The following is a 20,882-nucleotide window of genomic DNA, read 5'->3' as shown; positions in this document are numbered from 1 at the left end:
ACTTATGAAAAAAACATTGATTACCGCTGCTTTGTTCAGCGCGTTTGCTGGTAGCGCTATTGCGCAAGAAAAAGTGGTTGCGGGTTACTTTGCTGATTGGCAATACGCGAATGCTTCAAATCCTTACACGGTGAAAGATATTCCTGCAGAAAAGCTGACTCATGTTATCTACGCCTTTTTAAGCATGTGTGGTCCTCACACTGGAGCATCAGAGACGGTACAAAAGTTGGTAGCCAAGCAGTGCGAAGGCAAAGAGCCATTCAGTGCGATTGTCGTTGATACCGAAGCCGCCCTAGAAAAAGACTTCGGCAAGGTATCGGTGAAGGTGCCATTCAAAGGCCATTTTGCCCAGCTTGCGGAACTGAAGAAACAGCACCCAGATCTTAAAATCCTTCCTTCTTTTGGTGGCTGGACCATGTCTGAGCCTTTTCATGCGATGGCCAAGGATCCCAAAGCAATGGCGCAGTTCTCAAAAACCGCCGTTGAACTTATCAAACAATATGACTTCTTTGACGGAATTGACTTGGACTGGGAATACCCGGGCGGTGGTGGTTTAACCACGTCCCCTTGGAATCCTGCGACGAAACTGTCTGATGAACAGAAAGCGGCAGAGCGTGATGCTTTTACTTACTTAGTCAAAACGTTGCGTGCCGATCTTGATGCGTTAGAAAAGAAAACCAATCGAGAGTATGAACTGTCAACAGCGGTTGGTGTGGGTGCGAAAGCGGCACAAATCGATTGGAAAGCCGCACAGCCCTATCTCACCAACATGTTTGCGATGACCTATGACTTCCTCGGTGGGTGGGGGCAGCAGACCGGACACACCACCAACTTGCATGCCACAGAACGCAGTTGGTGGGGCATGGGCGCAGATGTTTTCATCAATCAGATGATTGAACTTGGCATTCCAAGTGAAAAGCTCGTGATTGGCGCGGCGTTCTATGGCCGTGGATGGCAGGGAACAAAAGACTATGACGGTCAAGCGCCGAAAGGGGATCTGCTCTCTGAACAAGGGGCGCAATTTGGCACTGGCGAGAATGGCTACTTCATGTTCTGGGATCTGGTGAAGAACTATGGGGAGAAACAAGGCTATCAGTACAACTACGACGAACAGTCTCAAGCACCTTATTTGTGGAACCCAGAGAAAAAAGTCTTTATCTCATTTGAAGATCAGCGCTCGATTAAAGCGAAAGCACAGTGGGCGAAGCAATCAAATCTAGGAGGCATCTTTACGTGGGAACTCTCTGGTGATCCAAGCGGTAAATTGGTTGATACCATGCATGCTGAAATGACAAGCAAGTAAAGTTCAATCATTGGCTTTGATATAAAAACCCGCTGCTTTAGCGGGTTTTTGTTTCGCCGTAATTGGGTAATGAGCGTCTATTTTTCCGTCTGTTCGTCCAGATAGCTTTGCAGTTGCTCGACATTGAGCGGTTTCGCGTAGTAGTAGCCTTGCAACAAGTCGCAACCACATTCCGCCAGTTTGTTCGCTTGCAACTCCGTTTCTACCCCTTCGGCCAACACTGCCATGCCAAAGTTTTTCCCGATAGCGATGATGTTTTTGACCATGTTGAAAGACTTTGCGTCATTCTCGATGTTGTCGACAAAGCTCTTGTCGATCTTCAACTCATCGATGGGCAGATCTTTTAGCATGCTCAACGAGGAATAGCCGGTACCAAAATCATCCAGAGAGATTTTGAGCCCTTGTTGGTTCATTTCATTACAAATGGGTTTGAACTGCTCAAGATCTTCAATAAACAAGTTTTCCGTAATTTCGAGAGTAATGCGCTTTCTATCGAGTCTTGCCGTGTCGATGGTGGTGAGAAGGTGCTCAGCAAAATCCTGCTGAATAAACTGTTTTACAGAGATGTTGATTGAGAGATTCAAGTCTTGACGTTGTGGCAATACATAAGTCGCAATATCACTGACACTGCGTTCAATGATGAATTTACCCAGTTTAACCATGAGTCCTGAGCTTTCGGCAACAGGAATAAACAGATCGGGCGGGACAAAGCCGAGCTCTTCGTCCTGCCAGCGAACCAAGGCTTCGACACCATGCAGCTTGCCAGCCATATCGACCTGAGGTTGGTAAACCATAAACAACTTTTGTTGTTCAATCGCAAATCTTAAACGTTGTTCAACTTTCGTTTTGTATAAATGCTGCTCTTGCATTTCAGTGGTGAAAATATTGAACGAGTTACGCTCTTGTTTGGCACGATACATTGAGATATCGGCGGCGCGAAGTAACGCGTCGAGGTCATTGCCGTGAGTGGGATAAACGGCGATGCCTACGCTACAGCTTAATAGGAACTGAACGTCGTTAATCACATACGGCTCGGCCATTTTAGCGATCATGGTAGTGGCCAATGACTTAAGTAACGCAGGATCGCTCTCTTTTACCAATAAAATGAATTCATCGCTGGCTTCACGCACCAACAAGCGTTGGTCGTTGTTGAATGAACCTAATCGTTGCGTGATTTGTTTTAGAACTTGGTCACCAAAATCGTGACCATGAGTGTCGTTGACACTTTTAAAGTTATCCATATCGATGAACAGCAGTGAAAAAGGCGACGTTTTATTTTTGAGCCAACTGTTTACGTTATTGCGCAAATAGAGTCTGTTTGGCAGGCCAGTTAAGGTGTCGTGTGTCGCTTGCTTGTTTAAGCGTTCAATGGTTTGTTGTTCGTTGTTGGCGATCGAGCGCACTAAGCCGTAAAACGCGAGCTGCAAGATAGTGAAGATCAGCAGGTAGAAGCCGAGTTGGCTGTAAAACTGTTGACGAATAAAATGCATTTCAGTCGCAGAAACGGCCCAAACTTTATAATCCGACAGGTATTTCACTGTCATTAGATAGGAGACTTGGGGGCCATTTGTCGTCACTGTGACGGCTTTTTGAGAAGCTTTGAGTTCCGGTTCGGAAAGCGATAACTGAGAAGCCGCCGCGGCGATGACCTCTTTGTAACGATGATCGTCAATGGGTGCATCGTAACGATTGACGAGGGAGGCGTCGGCAGAAACAAAAGTGCGGTACAAGTCTTCTCGTATCAGGCTCACAATATTGTAGGGGTTCGCATGAATATTGTTGCGAAAAACCAGTGTCGACTCGACTTTTAGTCCCGCGGTCATGACGGCTTCCACTTCACCGTGCTGATTGCGAATGGACTTGCGAATGGGAATCACCAAGGAATCGATGGCATCAAAATAGTAGGTATGCCCCAATACCATACGATTGGAATTGAGCGCTTCGGTGAAGCCGACTTTGGTGGCGGGGTTGGCGATTAAGTTTTCTGCTCGCGCTAAATCGACATTGCTGCTGACCGCGATAAAGTCACCGTTAGGATTGGCAAGGCCAAAACCAGCAATAATAGGATGAATACGCATCAAGTTATCGAGTAGCGGCCGGATCTGCATGGCTGCCGTCCGAGTGAAATCGCTTTGCTCGACTAATTGATGCCCAACCACTTCGAGGAGGGATTCTTGGCTTTTGAACAGTGAGTCGACGGAAGCCGCAAAAAGCTCAAGTTGCAGCAGTTGCTTATCTTGGTATTTCTGTAGGTTGGAATGATAGAAATTATGGCCAAAAAGGATAAAAAGCCCCATGGTAACCACCACGAGGACCCAATATAGCAGCCAAATATTTTTCTTCATTCTAGCCATTCTTTGCCTTCTGTTTGACGCTGTCTTCGTTAAGGTTCAATAGGTAATTGAGGGTTGGCTCCCCATTCCGTCCATGAACCGTCGTAGACAGACAAATTTTTGTAACCGATTAGGTATGCGCCTAATAACAAAATGCATGCAGTGACCCCTGAGCCACAACTGAAAATGATCGGTTTACTCTGGTCTAATGGTAGCGACTCGAAAGCCTCTTGCAAACCAGACAAAGGTTTAATATGGCCTTTGTCCATCAGTTGTGAAAACGGCAAACACAGGGAACCCGGAATGTGGCCACTGCGTATACCTTCTCTGGGCTCTGGGACCTGAGCTAAAAACCGTTCCATAGATCGTGCATCGACAATTGAGGCGGAGCGCAAATTACTGTGCTTCAGAACAATATCGGCATTTAAGAAATAATCTGGATCGATTTGTCCATTGAATGTACCAATCTGTGATACTGCTTCAAAGTTGTCTTGGGTTTCAAAGCCTGCGTCAATCCACGCTTTCAGGCCACCATTGAGCACTTGAACGTTATGATGTCCCATCGCTTTTAGCATCCACCAAGCTCTTGGCGAGGCGTAAGTTCCCGCGTTATCGTAGACCACGATATGGCTATCATTGTTTAGACCGATCTGTTGTGCTTTAGCATTGAAGGTTGCTTGATCGGGCATCATATGAGGCAAAGTACTGGAAAGATCGCAGAACTCGTGGTCGTAATCGAATCGACGAGCACCAAGGATGACCTTTCCGAAAATCTTAGGTTCAGCATTGGGAATCGTGAACTCCATGCTGGCATCTAAAATGACCAAATTTTTTTGATGTTTAATCTCATTCAGTTCACTGGCAGAAATAAGCGGGGACATAGAGTGATTTCCTTATGGTTTCTGGCATTCGATAAAGTGATAGCTAGGTTGCTCGGTGAGCGCATTTGTTCCTTTGGCTAAAAGCACTTGCGCAGGTGGCTGACAATCATTGTCGGGTTTGACCGTTAATCTCAGCACGCTGGAGTCGGGGAGCTTGACCGTTAAATAACGTCGATGCCCATCTAAAGATTGAGTTAACGTATTGCTAAGCAGTATTGTGTGAAGCCTCTCATTGTCCGGCTTATCTCTGAGCAGGTGTTGCAGCGAGAGAAGCAAAACGATGCCTGACAACAGTAATCCAAATCCTTTTATGAGTGGTCTCATCGAATGCTCGTCAAAACAATTGGTTATTAGCGTTTAGGGCCAAGATAAAACAATTTCCTTCCGTTGTAACCATTTCCTTCCATCGCAACCACGGCATAAGTGGAGCGTTAAAAAAAAGCCCTCGACAATAGAAGAGGGCCTTTCAATCACGTCTGGCTGGTGCGTTGTGAATCATCGTTACACACTGGGCAAGCGGGCAGTTTCATGAGATTCATTTCTCGCCAAGACATCATCATGGCGTCAAGGATCAAAATTTTACCGCTTTTTGGGGTACCAAAGTGAGCCAACACTTTAATCGCTTCCATGGCTTGTACGGCGCCTATGATGCCAACGACAGGTGCCATGACCCCAGCTTCGACACAACTCAGCGCATTTGAGCCAAACAGTGCGCTAAGACATTGATAGCAAGGCTCGTTAGCGTTTTGATAGGTAAAAACACTCACCTGACCTTCCATGCGAATCGCAGCGCCGGATACCAATGGCGTTTTGGTCGCAAAGCAGAGGCGATTCAATTGATTGCGCGTCTCCACGTTGTCACTGGCATCTAACACTAAGCTGTGGTTTTTGATCAAAGTTTCAAGCTCAGAGTCGCTAAGACGCTGCGCCACCGTTACCACTTCAATGTGAGGATTCAGCTCTCGTAGCGACTGAGCGGCGGACTCGACTTTTTTACGCCCAATATCAGCATCGTGATGCAAGACTTGGCGCTGCAAATTGGATAACTCAACAATATCGTCGTCAATCAATGTCAGCTTGCCGACACCCGCTGTCGCTAGATATTGACTCGCAGCGCAGCCAAGACCACCAGCACCCAAAATTAAGATGGAACTCTGTTTGAGAGCTTCTTGGCCTTCAAAATCAAACTGACGTAGGATGATTTGGCGGTTATAGCGCAGCATTTCCTGATCGGAAAGAATCTCCACCTTCAGCTCCTAAAACAGGGTTGAGTTAAACAATTCGATATTGACGGTTTCGCCCACTTCAACACGTCCACGCTCTCGCTCTAAAACCACAAAACAATTTGCCAAGCTCATTGAACGAAACGCACCGGAGCTTTGATTTCCTGTTGTTTCGACAAAGAACTGACCATTTTCAATGGTGTAAATACCGCGTTGGTAGTCGGTGCGGCCGGGTGCCTTTTTAAACGCCGTACGCGTTGTGGCAGGGATAGACTCCGGAGCTTTCCATTGCGAATGGCCTGCCAATTTGGCCAGCATCGGCTGAACCAAAACATACATAGTTAAAACGGCTGAAACGGGGTTACCTGGCAGACCGCAGAACCACGCGGTGCTGAGTTTACCAAAAGCAAAGGGTTTACCCGGTTTGATCGCCAGTTTCCAAAAACCGATTTCGCCTAGCTGTTCCAAAATGTCTTTGGTGTAGTCGGCTTCGCCCACGCTTACGCCACCAGAAGTGACCACCACATCCGCTAGTGATTGGGCTTTTTCGAAGGTGGCTTTCAATGTTTCAGGGCAATCAGGAATGATGCCGAGGTCGATGGCTTCGCAGCCAAAGTTCTCAATCAGCGGCTTAATACCGTAGCGGTTGCTATCGTAGATCTGACCTTCCAGTAGTGGTTCACCGAGTGATTTGAGCTCGTCACCAGTAGAAAAGAAAGCAACACGTGGTTTTCTGACCACTGTGACGTGGCTGATGCCTAAAGAAGCAATCATTGGAATATCACGAGGCGTGAGGCGAGCCCCTTGGGCCAAGACTAAGTCACCCGCTTGGATATCGTCGCCTGTTGGTCGAATGTTTTCGTTCGGCTTAATCTGGCACTGTTGGATGACAATACCTTCGTCGCTTACTGCGGTGTTTTCCTGCATGATGACGGCGTCACAGCCTGCCGGGATTTTTGCGCCTGTCATGATGCGAATGCAGCTATTTTGCGGCCATTCCCCGTCAAAAGGCTGGCCTGCAAATGACTTGCCCGCAAGCGGTAGTGGTTGGTTGTGCTCTAAATCGGCAATGCGAATCGCGTATCCATCCATTGCAGAGTTATCAAAAGGAGGCACGTTAATAGGGGAAAGAATATCTTCAGCTAAGACATAACCAAGCGCTTCAGCAAGCGGTAGTTTTAACGTTGTTTGAATCGGTTTAATGCGGGAAAGCATTTTTTCCATCGCATCTTCAATTGGCATTAAGCCAGGTGCATCACAACAGCCCATATTGAATTTCCGTTGAATTATGGTTTTAGCGCACTTTAGCACAAATCGATGAGTGGCACGAATGACCCTCAGTAAAATATGGGTGTAATTATTCAAAAATCCGAGTATCCTTGTCAGCCATCCTAAAGGGGTATTCTTCCCTTTATGAGAGTCTTGAGATGTAAGAGGAAGTGGAATGTCAGGTCTTAGCGAATCCGCCCAACTGGTTAAACAAGCGTTAGAAAAGCGCGGTTTGGAAACGCCGATGGTGCCGAACCAATTCAGTCGTGAAGAAAAGAAAGAGAAAATCGAACACCACATGCGTGAGATCCTTTCTTTGCTTGAACTGGATCTGACCGACGATAGTTTGGAAGAGACGCCAAGACGCATTGCTAAAATGTACGTCGACGAAGTTTTTTCCGGCCTTGATTATCAGAACTTCCCTAAGATCACGGTGATTGAAAATAAGATGAACGTCAGCGAGATGGTTCGAGTGAAAGAGATCACCTTAACCAGCACCTGCGAGCATCATTTGGTGACCATCGATGGCAAAGCGGCAGTGGCCTATATTCCTCGCGGAAAAATCATTGGTTTATCTAAGATCAACCGCATTGTTCGTTTCTTTGCGCAACGCCCTCAGGTGCAAGAGCGCATGACACAACAGATTCTAGTGGCGTTGCAAACCTTACTCGAATCGGATGACGTTGCGGTAACCATCGACGCAACACACTATTGCGTGAAGTCTCGCGGCGTGATGGACGCGACCAGTGAAACCACCACAACCGCATTGGGTGGCATTTTTAAGAGTAACCCAGCGACACGAGCCGAGTTTCTGCACGGTCTGCGTTAATGCAAGTGAACACTCAGTTTGATAAAGGATGGCGAAATGCCATCCTTTTTTGTATTGAGTTAATCGTTAAGCAAGCAGCAATATAAATATTTATGGAATTGCGTGTTGACAGTCACATTCGTTGCTTTTAGTATGTGCGCCCAATGAACGACGACAACTTGTAATTGTTTGTTTTAAAAGAAATACTACGCTAAGTTCAGCTGATCTCGGTCAGTTGTCTTTCTATTTTTCTAATAATAGAAAGACAACAAAATTGAGAACCAGCATGACGACACAAAGCACTATCATCACTTCCTCTATTTCTACTCAAGTACCCGAAAACCATTGGCAAAAGAAAGCCATGCTAAGTGTCGCGTTTTTGATGGCGACGACGTCTGTTGGCCCCGGCTTTTTAACTCAAACCGCTGTCTTCACCAACATCTACAAAGTTGATATGGCGTTTCCCGTTTTGGCTTCGATCTTTATCACCTTTGGTATCGTCATGAACTTATGGCGTATTGTTGGTGTTTCTGGCCTGCGCATCCAAGATATTGCGAACAAAGTGGCGCCGGGGATGGGGTATGGCGTAGGTGTTCTCCTTGCGCTTGGCGCTGTGGCTTTTAACTTTGGTAACGTCAGTGGTGCTGCATTGGGCATCAATGTGTTAACAGGCGTAGACACGACGTGGGGAGCCCTGTTTACGGGATTGATCGGTTGCTTGCTATTTGTGGTGCATAACGCTTCCAAACGAATGGACCAAATGGCGAGATACCTTGGCTTATTTATGATTGTGCTGATTGCGTATGTTGCCATGACAAGCCTACCACCAATGGGGGAAACCCTAAGTGCCGCGGTGATGCCTACGGATATCGGCAGTTTGCTACTGCCTACACTGACTATTGTTGGTGGTGCTGTTGGCGGTTACTACACAGGTGCTCAACGTTTGGTCGATATTGGCTTGAAGGGCAAAGAAAATGTACCGTCTATTACATCAACGGCGTGGGCGGGCATTTCTATCGCAGTGGTTATCCGAATTCTGCTATTTTTGGCGGTATTTGGTGTTATCGCAACAGGTGCGACATTGGACACGGCGAACCCCGCTGCTGATGCTTTTCGACAAGGCGCTGGTCAACTCGGCTACTTCATCTTTGGTTTGGTTCTGTTCGTCGCTTCAATCACATCGGTGGTTGGCAACTCGTACATGGCGATCTCACTGATTAAGACGCTGTTCCCGTTTGTCGCAAGAAACGAAAAATCATGGTGTGTGGGTTTCATTGTTCTAACCTCACTTGGCACCGTATGCATGGATATGCCTATTCTTCTGCTGATGCTGGCAGGTTTAGTGAATAGCATTATTCTCCCTGTTGTACTGGGGACCGTTTTGTTGGCAACAAGACGCAAAGATATTGTGGGGGACTACCAACATCCGATGTACTTGACGTTGACGGGCACAGCGATTGTTATCGTAATGGGGGCATCCAGTTTAACGAACATCGGCAACTTCATCGCGAAGTTTGTTAGCTAGAGGGTACATAGGTAAATAGCGAATGGCCTCAAATGAGGCCATCATTATATTGGATTTTTGTTGAACACCTCAGGCCAATACATCTTAACGTAGCCAGCAGATACCCACACAACAAGCACGGTGGCAATGCTCAGTTCAAGAAAGCCAAAATCATGCAGCCATGCCCATTGAGGGTGGGACTCGGCAAAAAATGCGGTTAAGCGATGCATCGCAATGGCACTGATCACCGATGGGAAGGTAACGGCCGCGATGGAGGGTTGGAACTTCAATCTCAGTAATCGAATGTAGCACAGGTAAATCAGCAGAGTCATGGTAATGGCAATGCCCGCTAAAGCGCCTGTGAGGATAGGGTCTGGCTCTTTGAAGTTCACCAAGTATGCGGCTAGCGAAAGGTTAACCGGAGCGGCCATGATGGCTAATGTTGGCCTTGCTCGTTTAGGCAGAGAGCCAAAAAACACCAATCGGTAGAGAACCAGAGGCAGTAGGAAGAAATAGATCCCAATGCAGACCATAGCCAGTGTTTCTGAAAAGACATTGTGTCCAAATTGAGAACCAGCCAATGAGCTGCTGATCAATCCAACTGGGTAGAGGAACCAGCTTGGCACAATATTGGACATCTTGAAATTCATGATTTGGAAACTGAAAAACAGCACCATCATGGTAAAGTGCAGCAAAACCGCCATAAACCAAAGAGGGTAGGCGATCAACGGAGATACGACCGCCAAATAATCGCACAACACCAACAGCGCCATACTCATCGGAGCCATCAAACTTCCACTCAAAGGATGACGAATATCGTTGAGAAAGGTTTTAGCGTTGGTGGCGTATTTGGCTAATACAGGTAAGAGTAATATCGCACCAAAAGCCGCAAGGAAAGGACGAATAGGTACGCCAACTTCTGGTAAATAGAGCGCCCAAGCTTGACCCAAACCAATCATGCCCAACGCTAATGCAGCTTGAGAAGGGGGAACACTTTGGACTTGAACTAGCCTTCTCCAATTCAGCGAAAATTCCATTTGCGAATTTAACCTCAATTCGACGCACTACCTTTCTTGAGTGAGGATCCGTTCCCACTTAACCATGACTTAATAGAAGAATCAGCACCATTTAACCGAGCATTCAAGAAATCAGATGCGCATGAGAAAAATGGGCTCAGGGATGGTATCAACTTTGTGTGGTTGTTGCTTGGAAAAAATCGAATTCAGCGCAAAAAATCGGGATAAAGTCATTTATCCCGATGCATTATTAGTGAGGAATCTTTACGAGTTTTGCTGCTCTGGTAGATCTTGCTGACGTAGCTTATCGTTCTTGATGGTTCTGTGTAGAAGCTGGCTATAGATAGGTTTACCGCCACAAATTTGCGCACAAATTACCGCGCCGAGACTGGTAATGATCAGTGGCAAAATGAGGTAATAGTTGTTGGTCATTTCAATCACGAGCAGAATTCCCGTAATCGGAGCGCGAACCGTGGCGGCGAATAAAGCGCCCATACCCGCAATGGCGAACATGCCCGGCTCGATGGGAAGATCGGGAAGTAGAATTTTCGCTGTGGCACCAAAGGCATAGCCAAACAGCGTGCCCAATGCCAACATAGGCGCAAAAATCCCGCCGGGTGCACCTGAGCCAAAACAGATTAAAGTGGTCAAAACTCGTCCGACAAAGAGCATCACCAGCAGAGAAACACTGTAGTTGCCGTTAGTGACGTCTGGAATAAGATGAATGCCGCCGCCCGTCAGTTCGGGAACATACAGCAATAGCAAACCAAAGATGCCACCAAGACAGGTTCCGGTGATCAAATAACGTTTGCGATCATTCTTGTGCAAGGCAACGAAGGCGTCTTGTGCAACAGTCACCAGTTTATTGAACAGCACACCAAAAACGCCAAAAAGTCCGCCCAATAACAAAAAGAGCCACAAAGCTTTTAGCTCGGGAGGTTGATATTGCGGCATGGTAATGACCGCATCTTGGCCGTTGATGGCGCGAAACACGATATTGGCCATAACAGCAGAAATAATCACAGCTCGAATAGAGATCAGCGAGTAACGAAATTGTGGGCGCATCTCTTCGACCACGAACATGATCCCCGCAAGAGGAGCATTAAACGCGGCGGCCAAACCACCTGCCGCCCCTGACGCAAGTAAAGAGTGGCGAGTGTCGTCATCTTTCACTCGGAAAATATCCGTGACCATGCGACCAACGGCGCCGCCCATCTGAACAGTAGGCCCTTCTCGGCCCAGCACCATTCCTGAACCCAGAGCCCCCATGCCGCCAAAAAACTTCACGGGAATGACTCGCCACCATCTGACCGGGCGGATATTGTCCATCGCCCCCTCGATTTCTGGGATACCTGAGCCAGCGGCCTCTGGCGCAAAGCGATGAACCAGAAAATACCCCACAAATGCAAGCGCTGCACTGATCAAAATTGCGGCGAGCCAAAGGGGCAACAAATGACCAATTTCACTCTTTAACCACTCCGTCCGAGTCTCAGAAACAAAATGCACGGCGATTTCGAAATAGGTTCCAACCAGTCCTGCCAATACGCCAACCAGTGCCGCAAGGAAGAGCACAGAAATCGGGGTTGATCCGTGTGAGAGAAACTGATTAATCGCGTCCTTGGGTACTTTTACTAATACGGACTGAATGATTCTCTCACGTTTGGTCATTTACCTTCTCCGACACGAATAGTTGAAGCACGAATTATAAGCCTGACCACTGTTACGCCTTAATCAGTAAAGATGCAAATTAGCTTTGCAGAAATCGTATTTAACGATGCACTAAATGTGATGGAGGTATCATTAATAAACAGGTGTATCACTTGCAAATTCGCCAATCTGAACCACACTTAAATCGTAAAGCAACATGCTGCTCGATAAGGAGGGATGTGAGGTTTTACACACAATTTGGATGGAATCAAAACTCTACTGTAGTTCCTCGTTTTTTGTCAGGGATGCATCTATAGTAATCCCAAATCGCAGACTCACGATTGAGTAACGAGGTAAAGGCGCACTGCTAGGTGCGCCTTATTAATTTTAGAGTTGAATATAGTTGTAGGCGATGACAATCTCAGCTCCTGCTGCTGGAATAGCCGTTCCGCGGAAGCTAATACTGTTTGTTTGAGGATAATAAGTCCAACCGTTTACTTTGTCTCGGGTTACTTCTACACCATCGACTTTAACTGAAAGAGACGTGGAAATGACTTTACTTGCGTCGTTTATCCCGAGTTTATACCCCACAGTTGACGCTCCAGCATTGTTCGCAATATCGGTCATAAACTGTTTGTACTCGGTTTTCTCATTGATATTGAGAACCAAACCAAGGCTTGTTTGAGATAAGTCATCATATTGACTAACACGAGCATCACTTGGATCAACTATGGAATACACACGATAGCCATTATCTACAAACAGATTGTTATTGACGTCAAAATCTCTTGTCGGATATTGACTTTCTTCATCACTCATAATGATAACTGACAGAGAGGCTCCTGCTCGAGGGTAACCCGCAACGGCAACAGTTCCTGTAGTTGGAGCTAAAGCCATTTCTGCAAAATAGATACCTCTTTCGTATCCGCTACCGTTTGTTCCGGGTTTAAAGTCTAAGGCAATTTGCTCAGGCTCGTGAGTAAATCCATTCCCTCTTAGAGAGTCATTATCAGTTGTAATTGTTCCCACTTTATAATCGAGACCTGAAGCAGAAATTTCATCTAGAAACGTTTGTGTTAGAGTACTGATCTCATCTTGTTCATCTCCCATACTTCCAGAATTATCGATCACAAAGAGAAAATCTGCTTTTGATACTGTCTGCTCAATAGCAGTGATAGTATCGTTTTGTACTTTGATCGTTGCATTTACTGGCGCACGAACACTTTCAGAGGTGGTTGTATCGATCAGTGTTTCGTATTTACTAAAGAGTTCTTTAGCAATAAGAGTACTCGTCATTACCACATTATCTTTTTGTTCATCGAACGAAAGCACAATGTCGAACTGGAATGCGTTGGTATTTTTTTCGTTGTTATCGGCGACGAGCTGGTCAACAACTCCACCCACTTTGTTGGTTCCGATAGTTTGTAGAATCAGCTGGAGTAAGGCCGTAGTTTGTCTAGTTTCACTTAAGGAAATGTTATAGCGAGCAGATATGTCGCCATTTACCAAAGTTTTTTTCGATATTTCAGTGACGTCGTTGCGATAGCCTAATGTTGAATTCAATGACCTCATTAGTGTGTTAAGGATATCAACTGTTGTTGAGCCCTGTGATAGAGAAGGTCTTTCACTGGTAAAGCCAATCAGTTCTGTACCTACTGGTGTTGGTATGCCTGATTTTTGAATTTGCTGTGGAACTTCTCCATACATAACCACTCCTTTAAAATCACCTGTGATGTTTTGGGTCGAGTAGCCTTCAGGGAGTAGTACCTGAGTATTGTCCATCACCACGGATTGAGTTTTACTCGGCGCTTCAGCAATGGTGACGTTGATTTTTTGTGCATGCAAAGTGATCGAGCCATCTTGATGGACTCTTTTTACTTCTAATTTAGCACTCATTACACCAGATGTATTACCTGCGGTAAGTGCAATGACTTGGGGCTGATTGACTGACACTGGGCTAATGATATTATCGTCACTGTCGTACCAAGTCAGAGTATCATTATCACTTAAGTTACTGATGGTGGCTGTAATCGTTGTCGTTTCACTAGGAAGTATTACGGCAGGAGACGCAACAATTGCATTAATTAAAATGTCAGGTGCGATATATTCGCCGTCACTACATAAAATGTGCTCTTCAGAAATTTCTTGCTCACTTAGTTTGTTATTATTGTCAGCATCAATACCAGCAATAACTAATTGTCCACCTAAATTGCATCGAACGTCATTTTTAGCAATAGATAGAACAGAGACAAGAGCATCATTGTTTACAACTAGGTCTCCATCTATGACCTTCACTCCACTGTTGCAGTATGTGTGGCTTTGTAATACTTCTCCATTTTCAAGTATTTTTGAATCATCTTTATCTAGACCAAGATCTATTTTAATTCCACCTGAAGTACATATGGAATCGTTTGTGGGTACAGGGGTTGCTTTGACCAGTGATGAATATGTTTGTGTTGGTGGTGTTGCTGAATCTGTCGCGCTTGAGTTTGAATCTGAGCCGCCACAACCGTATAAGCCAAACAATGCTATTGATAAAACTGACAATTTTAGTTTCATGGTTTCCTACCTTAGTTATAAGATAGGCTGGATTTTATGGAGCAATATCACATTATCAATGTTTGTTATCGCATAATTAATAATTTTAATGAATGTGTTGTTGTTTATTTATTGCCCGTCTCATGTCAGGGTGGTTTTAGGTGATAGATATATAAATATAAGGAGCGAACCTGTGTTTCATAATATGTCTAGATATTGCTTTTCTCCAATTTTGCTCGCTAGTGTTTTAATTTCTTCACGGATTTTGTCTCAAGAGACTGAATATTCAGTGCTTATCTCACATAGTCTTATGGGGGAAATAGCATTGATCAGTGAAACTACCGTTGTTGAATCGCCATTTTTTGACTGTTCACAAAGCGAAGTAGAAAAAAGGTATTGCGTTGACGAACTGACCTACTATCAGCGACCTTTCTTTGGAGAGTTGCAATTAATGGATTCGAAAAATATCTATATGTTGCAAACAGCGTTTGACTTGATCGCTTGGTCGCAACTGCAGTTGAACCTAAGAAAAGATTTGATGCAGATTGCCGAGGTTTCCGTGTCGGGTGACTCATTCGATGTGCAAGCGCAATTATCGAAAGCCAAGACTCAAGAAGAAAGAAACCTTGTTGATAAAAATTTGGTCATTTTTCTCAATAAATACCGAACGCATTCACAAACACAACGTTGGCTCCCAGCTTCGCAGTATCACCTTCAACAACCCAGCGTGTTAGCCGAAATCAGCCATGATAGCGAATGGATAACCTTGGTGATTACTCGTTTTTTGACGCCAACGAAGAACGAGAAATGAACGCGGCCATACCTTCTTGATCTAAAAATCCATCTGCTTTCTTGTGTGCACGTAGGTACTGATAGCCAATTAAGCTGGCTAATCTTTGGGCAAAACTCATCAATTCGTACTCCAGTTCGAATTCCTTGGGTTTACGCGTTGAGTCGACGGCAAAACAAGTCTAGGATTTAACAAGATAAATAAGGAGTACGCAATGGTAGCGAAAGTTGTAACTGCGCCACAAGGGCCAGAGTTTTCGGAGCTGGTTCAAGGTTATTGGCGTTTGGCTGAATGGAACATGACCCCTCAACAGCGTTTAACATTTCTCAAGCAACATATCGAAATGGGCATCACGACGGTTGACCATGCAGACATTTATGGACAATACGAGTGTGAACGCTTATTCGGTGAAGCGCTGGCGTTAGACAAAAGCTTACGTAGCGATATTCAAATCGTGACGAAATGCGACATCAATTTATGTGGGGCAAAGCACCCAGATCGTAAGGTTAACCATTACGATACCAGCGCTGCGCATATTTATCAGTCAGTGAACAATTCGTTGGAACGTTTGGGGGTTGATGAGCTAGATGTGCTACTTATCCATCGTCCTGACGCGTTAATGGATGCCGATGAGGTAGCAGAAGCCTTCAGTGAGCTGCACAAAGTGGGCAAGGTGAAGCACTTCGGTGTGTCGAATTTCTCTCCCCGTCAATTTGAGTTGCTTCAATCTCGATTGAGTAAGCCACTGGTGACTAACCAAGTAGAAATCAATCCTCTTCAGTTTGATGTAGTACATGATGGCACTCTGGACCAACTACAGATGTTACGTGTTCGTCCAATGGCTTGGTCGTGTTTAGGTGGTGGCGCACTGTTTTCCGGCCAAGGGGAGCAGGAGAGTCGCGTGCGTCAAGAGCTAGAGGCGATTCGCGAAGAAGTCGGCGCACAGAGCATTGATGAAGTAGTGTATGCGTGGGTGAGAAAGCTGCCGTCGCTACCGATTCCTATCATTGGTTCAGGCAAAATTGAACGTGTTCAAAGTGCCGTGAATGCATTGAAAATTGAGCTAAGCCGTGAACAGTGGTACCGAGTTTGGGTGGCTTCTAAAGGCCACGGTGTGCCATAGAGAAAAGAATCAGTGGCGGGTGAACCGTCACTGATTCACACGCGTATAACGCATCGCTTGGGCGAGAAAAGGATGTTCGATGACACTAGGATGTGGAAGTTTAGGTCGAAATAAAACCACTTGGCGGACGTTGAGTTATCTTGCTTTGGCCTTAATTTTATTAGGCTGTTCCAATAAATTTCTATACACCAACCTCGATTGGGTGGTGCTCGAATATGTCGATGACTATGTGACATTGGAAAACGAGCAAGAAGCAATGTTGGACGAACGCTTGCAGCAATTGTTGCGCTGGCATCAAGAAGAAGAATTGCCGCTCTACGCCAAACAACTACAACAGTTGGAAACGATCACCTCGGCACAAGTGTCCGCTGAATTTGTTATCAAACAGCGAGCCGCCATTAAACAGCACACAGTAAGGCTCGCCACGCGGGCTGCTCCAGATATCTACGCTTTAACACTTTCCCTCAGTGCCAAACAAGAGCAAGAGTTGTTGAATAATCTGGCAAAAAAATATCAAGAATTGGATAAAAAATACGGCGGCTGGTCGGAGCAAGAACGTCGGCGTCGTTATGTTGAACGCATTGAAGAGAGCCTAGAGAAGTGGATTGGCCGTTTAAACACAGAGCAAAAAGCGCTGGTGGTTCGTTGGGCCAATGAACTGCAAATCACCACGCCACATTGGCGAGAGCACAGAAATAAAATGTTGGAAGTTGTTCGCCAACTGTTAAATAACAAGCATGATCCCCACTATCTACATGAAAATTTGATGCGCCTTCTGTTGCAACCAGAGAGTTACTATAGTCCTGAGTTAAGCGAGAAAGTGAATTTCAATATTGCGTTAGCCAACCAGTACATTCCCCAAATCAGCCAAACCATGAGCGATAAACAGTGGCGACATTTTCGTTCAGAAGTAAAAAACTGGCGTGACTTAGCGAGTGAGTTGAACAATCAAATAGTCGGGCGCTAACAGACATACACTATGGAATGGTTTGCGTAATATTCCTCGTCAATGACAGAAAAACTGATTCAAAGCAATTTCTCATCTTTTCAAGTGCGTAAGATAGTTGCGTCGGGTTGTTCATACCACACTAACTTGTGCCTTCATTCTATGCCCGACAACTCGTAGAGCAGGTGTCTTCACCATAATGACTATATTCACCACTCTCGTTGGCTAAGAAGAAGAGAATTGCCATGAAACATTTAGTACAAAGATTTATTCGCTATGTGACGTTTGATACTCAATCAAACCCTAAAAAGAAATGCTGCCCAAGCACGTCTGGACAAATGAAGTTTGCAGAGCATCTCAAACAAGAGCTGCTTGACCTTGGTCTCAGTCAAGTTGAGTTGGATGAGCATGGTTACTTGATGGCTAAGCTGCCAAGTAATGTGGCGTACCCAGTTCCAGCGATTGGCTTTATCGCACACATGGATACCGCGCCAGACGCCTCAGGCAAAAATGTGAAACCGCAGATCATTGAAGATTATCATGGCGGTGACATCGCGCTCGGCATTGGAGACGAAGTGCTTTCTCCGGTGCAGTATCCTGAGCTGCATGCGCTACATGGCCACAATTTAATTACCACAGATGGCACTACTTTGCTGGGTGCCGATAACAAAGCTGGTATTGCAGAAATCTTATCGGCCATTGAGATGCTGATTGAAAATCCAAGCATTCCGCATGGCGACATTTGTATTGGCTTTACGCCTGATGAAGAGATTGGCCGCGGGGCGGATTTGTTCAATGTTGAACGCTTTGGCGCAGAATGGGCCTACACCATTGATGGTGGGCCGCAAGGCGAGTTGGAATATGAAAACTTCAATGCATCCAGTGCAGACGTTATTTTTCATGGTATGAGTGTTCACCCCGGGACAGCAAAAGACAAAATGGTGAACGCAATGACATTGGCATCGCAATTCCATTGCCGAATGCCAGCAGATGAAACACCAGAAACCACCGAAGGCTACCAAGGTTTTTATCATCTCAAATCAGCCGAAATGGGTGTGGCGCGATCAGAGCTAGGTTACATTCTTCGAGACTTTGAGCGCGACGGCATTGCTCGCCGTAAGGCGTTTATGCAGTCCCTAGCGGACGATATGAACACTCAGCTTAAGCATGGCTCGGTTGAGATCCGCTTCACCGACAGCTACTACAACATGAAAGAGAAAGTTGAGCCTTTCCCACATGTGATTGAATTGGCGAAGCAAGCAATGGAAGTGTGTGACGTTGAACCTATCATTAAGCCTATCCGTGGTGGAACGGATGGAGCTCGTTTATCCTTCATGGGATTGCCTTGTCCAAATATTTTCACGGGCGGGTACAACTTCCACGGTATTCATGAGTTTGCGTCAATTGAGCAGATGGAAAAATCGGTTCAGGTGATCGTAAAAATAGCCGAACTAACAGCGAAAAAATACGCTTAACGCTTCTGTAAGCATCAAAAAATAGCCCAGCATTGCTGGGCTATTTTCTTAATGATTATTCTCAATAACGTGCCGTTTAATGGCTGAGTGATCAACGCACGCCTTCTTCGCCTAGTTCATCGACAGGAAGCCAATTTACTTCGACACCTGCTTGATTGAACATATCTTGGCTTACGGCAATTTTGTCACCCCAGCGGGAAAGAAAATCTTCCGATTGCTCAGGGCAGTGCACGCGCGAAATGCCCGTTTGAATAATCTTTGCAGCACAATTTGGGCAAGGAAAGTGAGTGACCCAAATTTCACATCCGTCCAAATCACGCTTAGAAAACAGAATGGCGTTTTCTTCGGCGTGCAGTGTTTTGAGGTATTTCAACTCACGCTCGTCGGTGTCGACGCTATCGGAAACACCGTGTGGATATCCGTTAAAGCCAACAGAAACGATACGGTTCTGTTTGGTGATCACCGCACCCACTTGAGTGGATGGATCTTTACTCCAAGAGGCGACTAATTCTGCCATTTGATAGAAGCGTTTTGCCCATTTAGAAATCATTCATTACCCTCTCTTCATTAGGCTGTTGGCTGAATAATAACGTATTTTATTTAAAAACATAGTCATCCCTAATGATATCTGCTGAAAAGCGTTCTCTGCACTCATCAATCCGATGGAGAAAATGGTTCTTTAGCCGGTGAATCTTGCTCATGTCCCTCGTGCTTCAAGGGATTCGGTGTTACATCAGTTCAACAACTCGGTGCAGTTGATAACCTTCTTTTCTGCTCGTTTCAGACCTTTACAGTTTGAAACAGTTTTGATTTTTTATCTGATAGTTCTCGGACAATTCTTGTAGCAAGCTTGCGTATTTTAAACAAAACTCCGTTTTATAAGTATGGTAAATGTATGAAATTAAAACCAATTGTCGGACTTATTGTGGCTTCGGCTCTATTGGCTGGATGCGAGGACAAAACGCTTCAACAGCGTAATACGATGGCGCCTCTGGTCGTGACGCAAGAGGTACTGATGTTAGATTACCAACCCAGCAACGCCTATATCGGGCGTGTGGAAGCGGTTGAAGATACCAACATTACCGCACAAGTCTCTGGCTATCTGAAAGCTCGCCATTTTGAGGAAGGCCAGTTGGTTGAAAAGGGGGCGCTACTTTACACTATTGAACCATCGTCGTTTGAAGCTCAGGTTGCCAGTGCGAAGGCATCACTGGCTCAAGCGAAAGCATCATTGAAGAAAGCGGAGTTAGATCATCAACGTGGCAAGAACTTGCTGCCACGTGGCAGTATTTCGCAGTCGGAATTTGATGCTTTGACTGCTGGTCTTCTGGGCGCACAAGCGCAGCTTGAAGCGGCAAATGCACAGTTGAAATTGGCAGACGTTAACCTTTCTTATACTCAAATTCGAGCGCCATTTTCAGGCCGCATTAGCGATTCCAAAGTCAGCACGGGAGATTTGGTTTCTCCTTCTGCAGGCATCTTAACCACCTTAGTCAGCCTCGATCCTATTCATACCGCATTCAGCATTAGCGAGCGTGAGCGTTTAGCTTTAGGCATTGAAAGAATTAAGGGAGATGGCTCTACACCATCGGCTGGTGTAGAAGTCCAGCTGCAACTGGAAAATGGTAAAGAATATCCGCATTTAGGGCGCTTGGATTACTTAGGTAATCGCATTGATACCAAAACGGGCACCATTGCATTGAGAGCGGTGGTGGCAAATCCCGATCATCAATTGCTGCCGGGTCAACACATCAAGGTCAATTTGCGAGAGAAACAAGCTAAGTCGGTGGTGGTGGTGCCGCGCCGTGCAGTGCAGACGGATCTTGAAGGGCATTTCGTGATGGTTATGACCCTGGGGGAGGTGGCAGAGCGTCGAAATGTCTCTTTAGGCGCACAAGTTGAGCAAGGTGTGGTGATTCGTGAAGGCTTGACGCAGGATGATGTCGTTATCACCCAAGGATTGCAGCGTGTGAGAAACGGCATGCAAGTGCGTGTGCAAACGCCAACCGAATCGAAGCAGTAAGGA

The 20,882-nt window shown here is 45.8% G+C and carries 17 protein-coding genes and 1 pseudogene; 8 read left to right on the top strand and 10 right to left on the bottom strand.

The window, feature by feature from the left end:
* Window positions 1-4 precede the first annotated feature (4 nt).
* Window positions 5-1,303, top strand: a complete 1,299-nt coding sequence (locus tag PQQ36_RS03070) for a glycoside hydrolase family 18 protein (RefSeq protein ID WP_043877553.1) — start codon at window positions 5-7, stop codon at window positions 1,301-1,303.
* A gap of 77 nt (window positions 1,304-1,380) precedes the next feature.
* On the opposite strand, the gene PQQ36_RS03065 is transcribed toward PQQ36_RS03070, so the two are convergent.
* The 5 genes from PQQ36_RS03065 to moeA all read right to left on the bottom strand — a co-directional run bounded on the left by PQQ36_RS03065 (window position 1,381) and on the right by moeA (window position 7,009).
* Window positions 1,381-3,657, bottom strand: coding sequence for a bifunctional diguanylate cyclase/phosphodiesterase (locus PQQ36_RS03065; protein WP_225470334.1), 2,277 nt, complete (start codon window positions 3,655-3,657; stop codon window positions 1,381-1,383).
* 29 nt (window positions 3,658-3,686) lie between these two features.
* Window positions 3,687-4,517: a sulfurtransferase gene (locus PQQ36_RS03060; protein ID WP_045619334.1), complete on the bottom strand. Its 831-nt coding sequence runs from the start codon at window positions 4,515-4,517 to the stop codon at window positions 3,687-3,689.
* 12 nt (window positions 4,518-4,529) lie between these two features.
* Complete coding sequence (locus tag PQQ36_RS03055; protein WP_225470333.1) at window positions 4,530-4,841, bottom strand: hypothetical protein; 312 nt, start codon at window positions 4,839-4,841, stop codon at window positions 4,530-4,532.
* 146 nt (window positions 4,842-4,987) lie between these two features.
* Window positions 4,988-5,764 carry a molybdopterin-synthase adenylyltransferase MoeB gene (gene moeB, locus PQQ36_RS03050; protein ID WP_053542514.1) on the bottom strand — a complete coding sequence of 259 codons (777 nt, stop codon included), beginning with the start codon at window positions 5,762-5,764 and terminating at the stop codon, window positions 4,988-4,990.
* Window positions 5,765-5,773: 9 nt separating this feature from the next.
* The gene (gene moeA / locus PQQ36_RS03045) at window positions 5,774-7,009 is read right to left on the bottom strand and encodes a molybdopterin molybdotransferase MoeA (protein ID WP_225470332.1); all 1,236 of its coding nucleotides are present in this window, start codon (window positions 7,007-7,009) and stop codon (window positions 5,774-5,776) included.
* A 175-nt stretch (window positions 7,010-7,184) separates the two neighbouring features.
* On the opposite strand from moeA, the gene folE reads away from it, so the two are divergent.
* Window positions 7,185-7,838, top strand: a complete 654-nt coding sequence (gene folE / locus PQQ36_RS03040) for a GTP cyclohydrolase I FolE (protein ID WP_011081489.1) — start codon at window positions 7,185-7,187, stop codon at window positions 7,836-7,838.
* Between the two features lie 265 nt (window positions 7,839-8,103).
* Entirely contained in the window at window positions 8,104-9,342 is a 1,239-nt protein-coding gene (locus PQQ36_RS03035; protein WP_273660311.1) for an NRAMP family divalent metal transporter, read from the top strand.
* 44 nt (window positions 9,343-9,386) lie between these two features.
* Here the strand turns inward: PQQ36_RS03035 and PQQ36_RS03030 are convergent, their stop codons facing one another.
* From PQQ36_RS03030 to PQQ36_RS03020, 3 genes are all read right to left on the bottom strand, one after another.
* Window positions 9,387-10,358 (bottom strand): TDT family transporter, encoded by a 972-nt coding sequence (locus PQQ36_RS03030; RefSeq protein WP_011081487.1) that lies wholly within the window; start codon window positions 10,356-10,358, stop codon window positions 9,387-9,389.
* Window positions 10,359-10,601: 243 nt separating this feature from the next.
* On the bottom strand, window positions 10,602-12,005 hold the full coding sequence (gene clcA / locus PQQ36_RS03025; protein ID WP_011081486.1) for a H(+)/Cl(-) exchange transporter ClcA: 1,404 nt from the start codon (window positions 12,003-12,005) through the stop codon (window positions 10,602-10,604).
* Window positions 12,006-12,371: 366 nt separating this feature from the next.
* On the bottom strand, window positions 12,372-14,543 hold the full coding sequence (locus tag PQQ36_RS03020) for a vWA domain-containing protein (RefSeq protein ID WP_015728089.1): 2,172 nt from the start codon (window positions 14,541-14,543) through the stop codon (window positions 12,372-12,374).
* Between the two features lie 304 nt (window positions 14,544-14,847).
* Here PQQ36_RS03020 and PQQ36_RS03015 point away from each other — a divergent pair, with 304 nt between their 5' ends.
* The gene (locus PQQ36_RS03015; protein WP_225470330.1) at window positions 14,848-15,333 is read left to right on the top strand and encodes a hypothetical protein; all 486 of its coding nucleotides are present in this window, start codon (window positions 14,848-14,850) and stop codon (window positions 15,331-15,333) included.
* Here the strand turns inward: PQQ36_RS03015 and PQQ36_RS22590 are convergent.
* A pseudogene (locus tag PQQ36_RS22590) lies at window positions 15,296-15,406 on the bottom strand (XRE family transcriptional regulator); the annotation flags it as partial. The gene PQQ36_RS03015 and the pseudogene PQQ36_RS22590 overlap by 38 nt on opposite strands.
* A gap of 120 nt (window positions 15,407-15,526) precedes the next feature.
* Here PQQ36_RS22590 and PQQ36_RS03010 point away from each other — a divergent pair.
* From PQQ36_RS03010 to pepT, 3 genes are all read left to right on the top strand, one after another.
* A complete protein-coding gene (locus PQQ36_RS03010; protein WP_011152359.1) occupies window positions 15,527-16,435 on the top strand; it encodes an aldo/keto reductase in 909 nt (302 codons plus the stop codon).
* Window positions 16,436-16,514: 79 nt separating this feature from the next.
* On the top strand, window positions 16,515-17,402 hold the full coding sequence (locus PQQ36_RS03005) for a DUF6279 family lipoprotein (RefSeq protein WP_225470329.1): 888 nt from the start codon (window positions 16,515-16,517) through the stop codon (window positions 17,400-17,402).
* Window positions 17,403-17,626: 224 nt separating this feature from the next.
* Complete coding sequence (pepT, locus tag PQQ36_RS03000) at window positions 17,627-18,856, top strand: peptidase T (protein WP_273660310.1); 1,230 nt, start codon at window positions 17,627-17,629, stop codon at window positions 18,854-18,856.
* Between the two features lie 91 nt (window positions 18,857-18,947).
* On the opposite strand, the gene PQQ36_RS02995 is transcribed toward pepT, so the two are convergent.
* Complete coding sequence (locus tag PQQ36_RS02995) at window positions 18,948-19,406, bottom strand: dCMP deaminase family protein (RefSeq protein ID WP_015728084.1); 459 nt, start codon at window positions 19,404-19,406, stop codon at window positions 18,948-18,950.
* A gap of 345 nt (window positions 19,407-19,751) precedes the next feature.
* Here PQQ36_RS02995 and PQQ36_RS02990 point away from each other — a divergent pair, with 345 nt between their 5' ends.
* Complete coding sequence (locus tag PQQ36_RS02990) at window positions 19,752-20,879, top strand: efflux RND transporter periplasmic adaptor subunit (protein ID WP_225470328.1); 1,128 nt, start codon at window positions 19,752-19,754, stop codon at window positions 20,877-20,879.
* Window positions 20,880-20,882: the final 3 nt, after the last annotated feature.

Source organism: Vibrio sp. CCUG 15886 (genome assembly GCF_028570825.1).
GTDB classification, from domain to species: Bacteria; Pseudomonadota; Gammaproteobacteria; order Enterobacterales; family Vibrionaceae; genus Vibrio; species Vibrio vulnificus_B.
The sequence above is the reverse complement of the archived record's forward strand: the minus strand, read 5'-3'. Positions and strand labels throughout refer to the sequence as shown.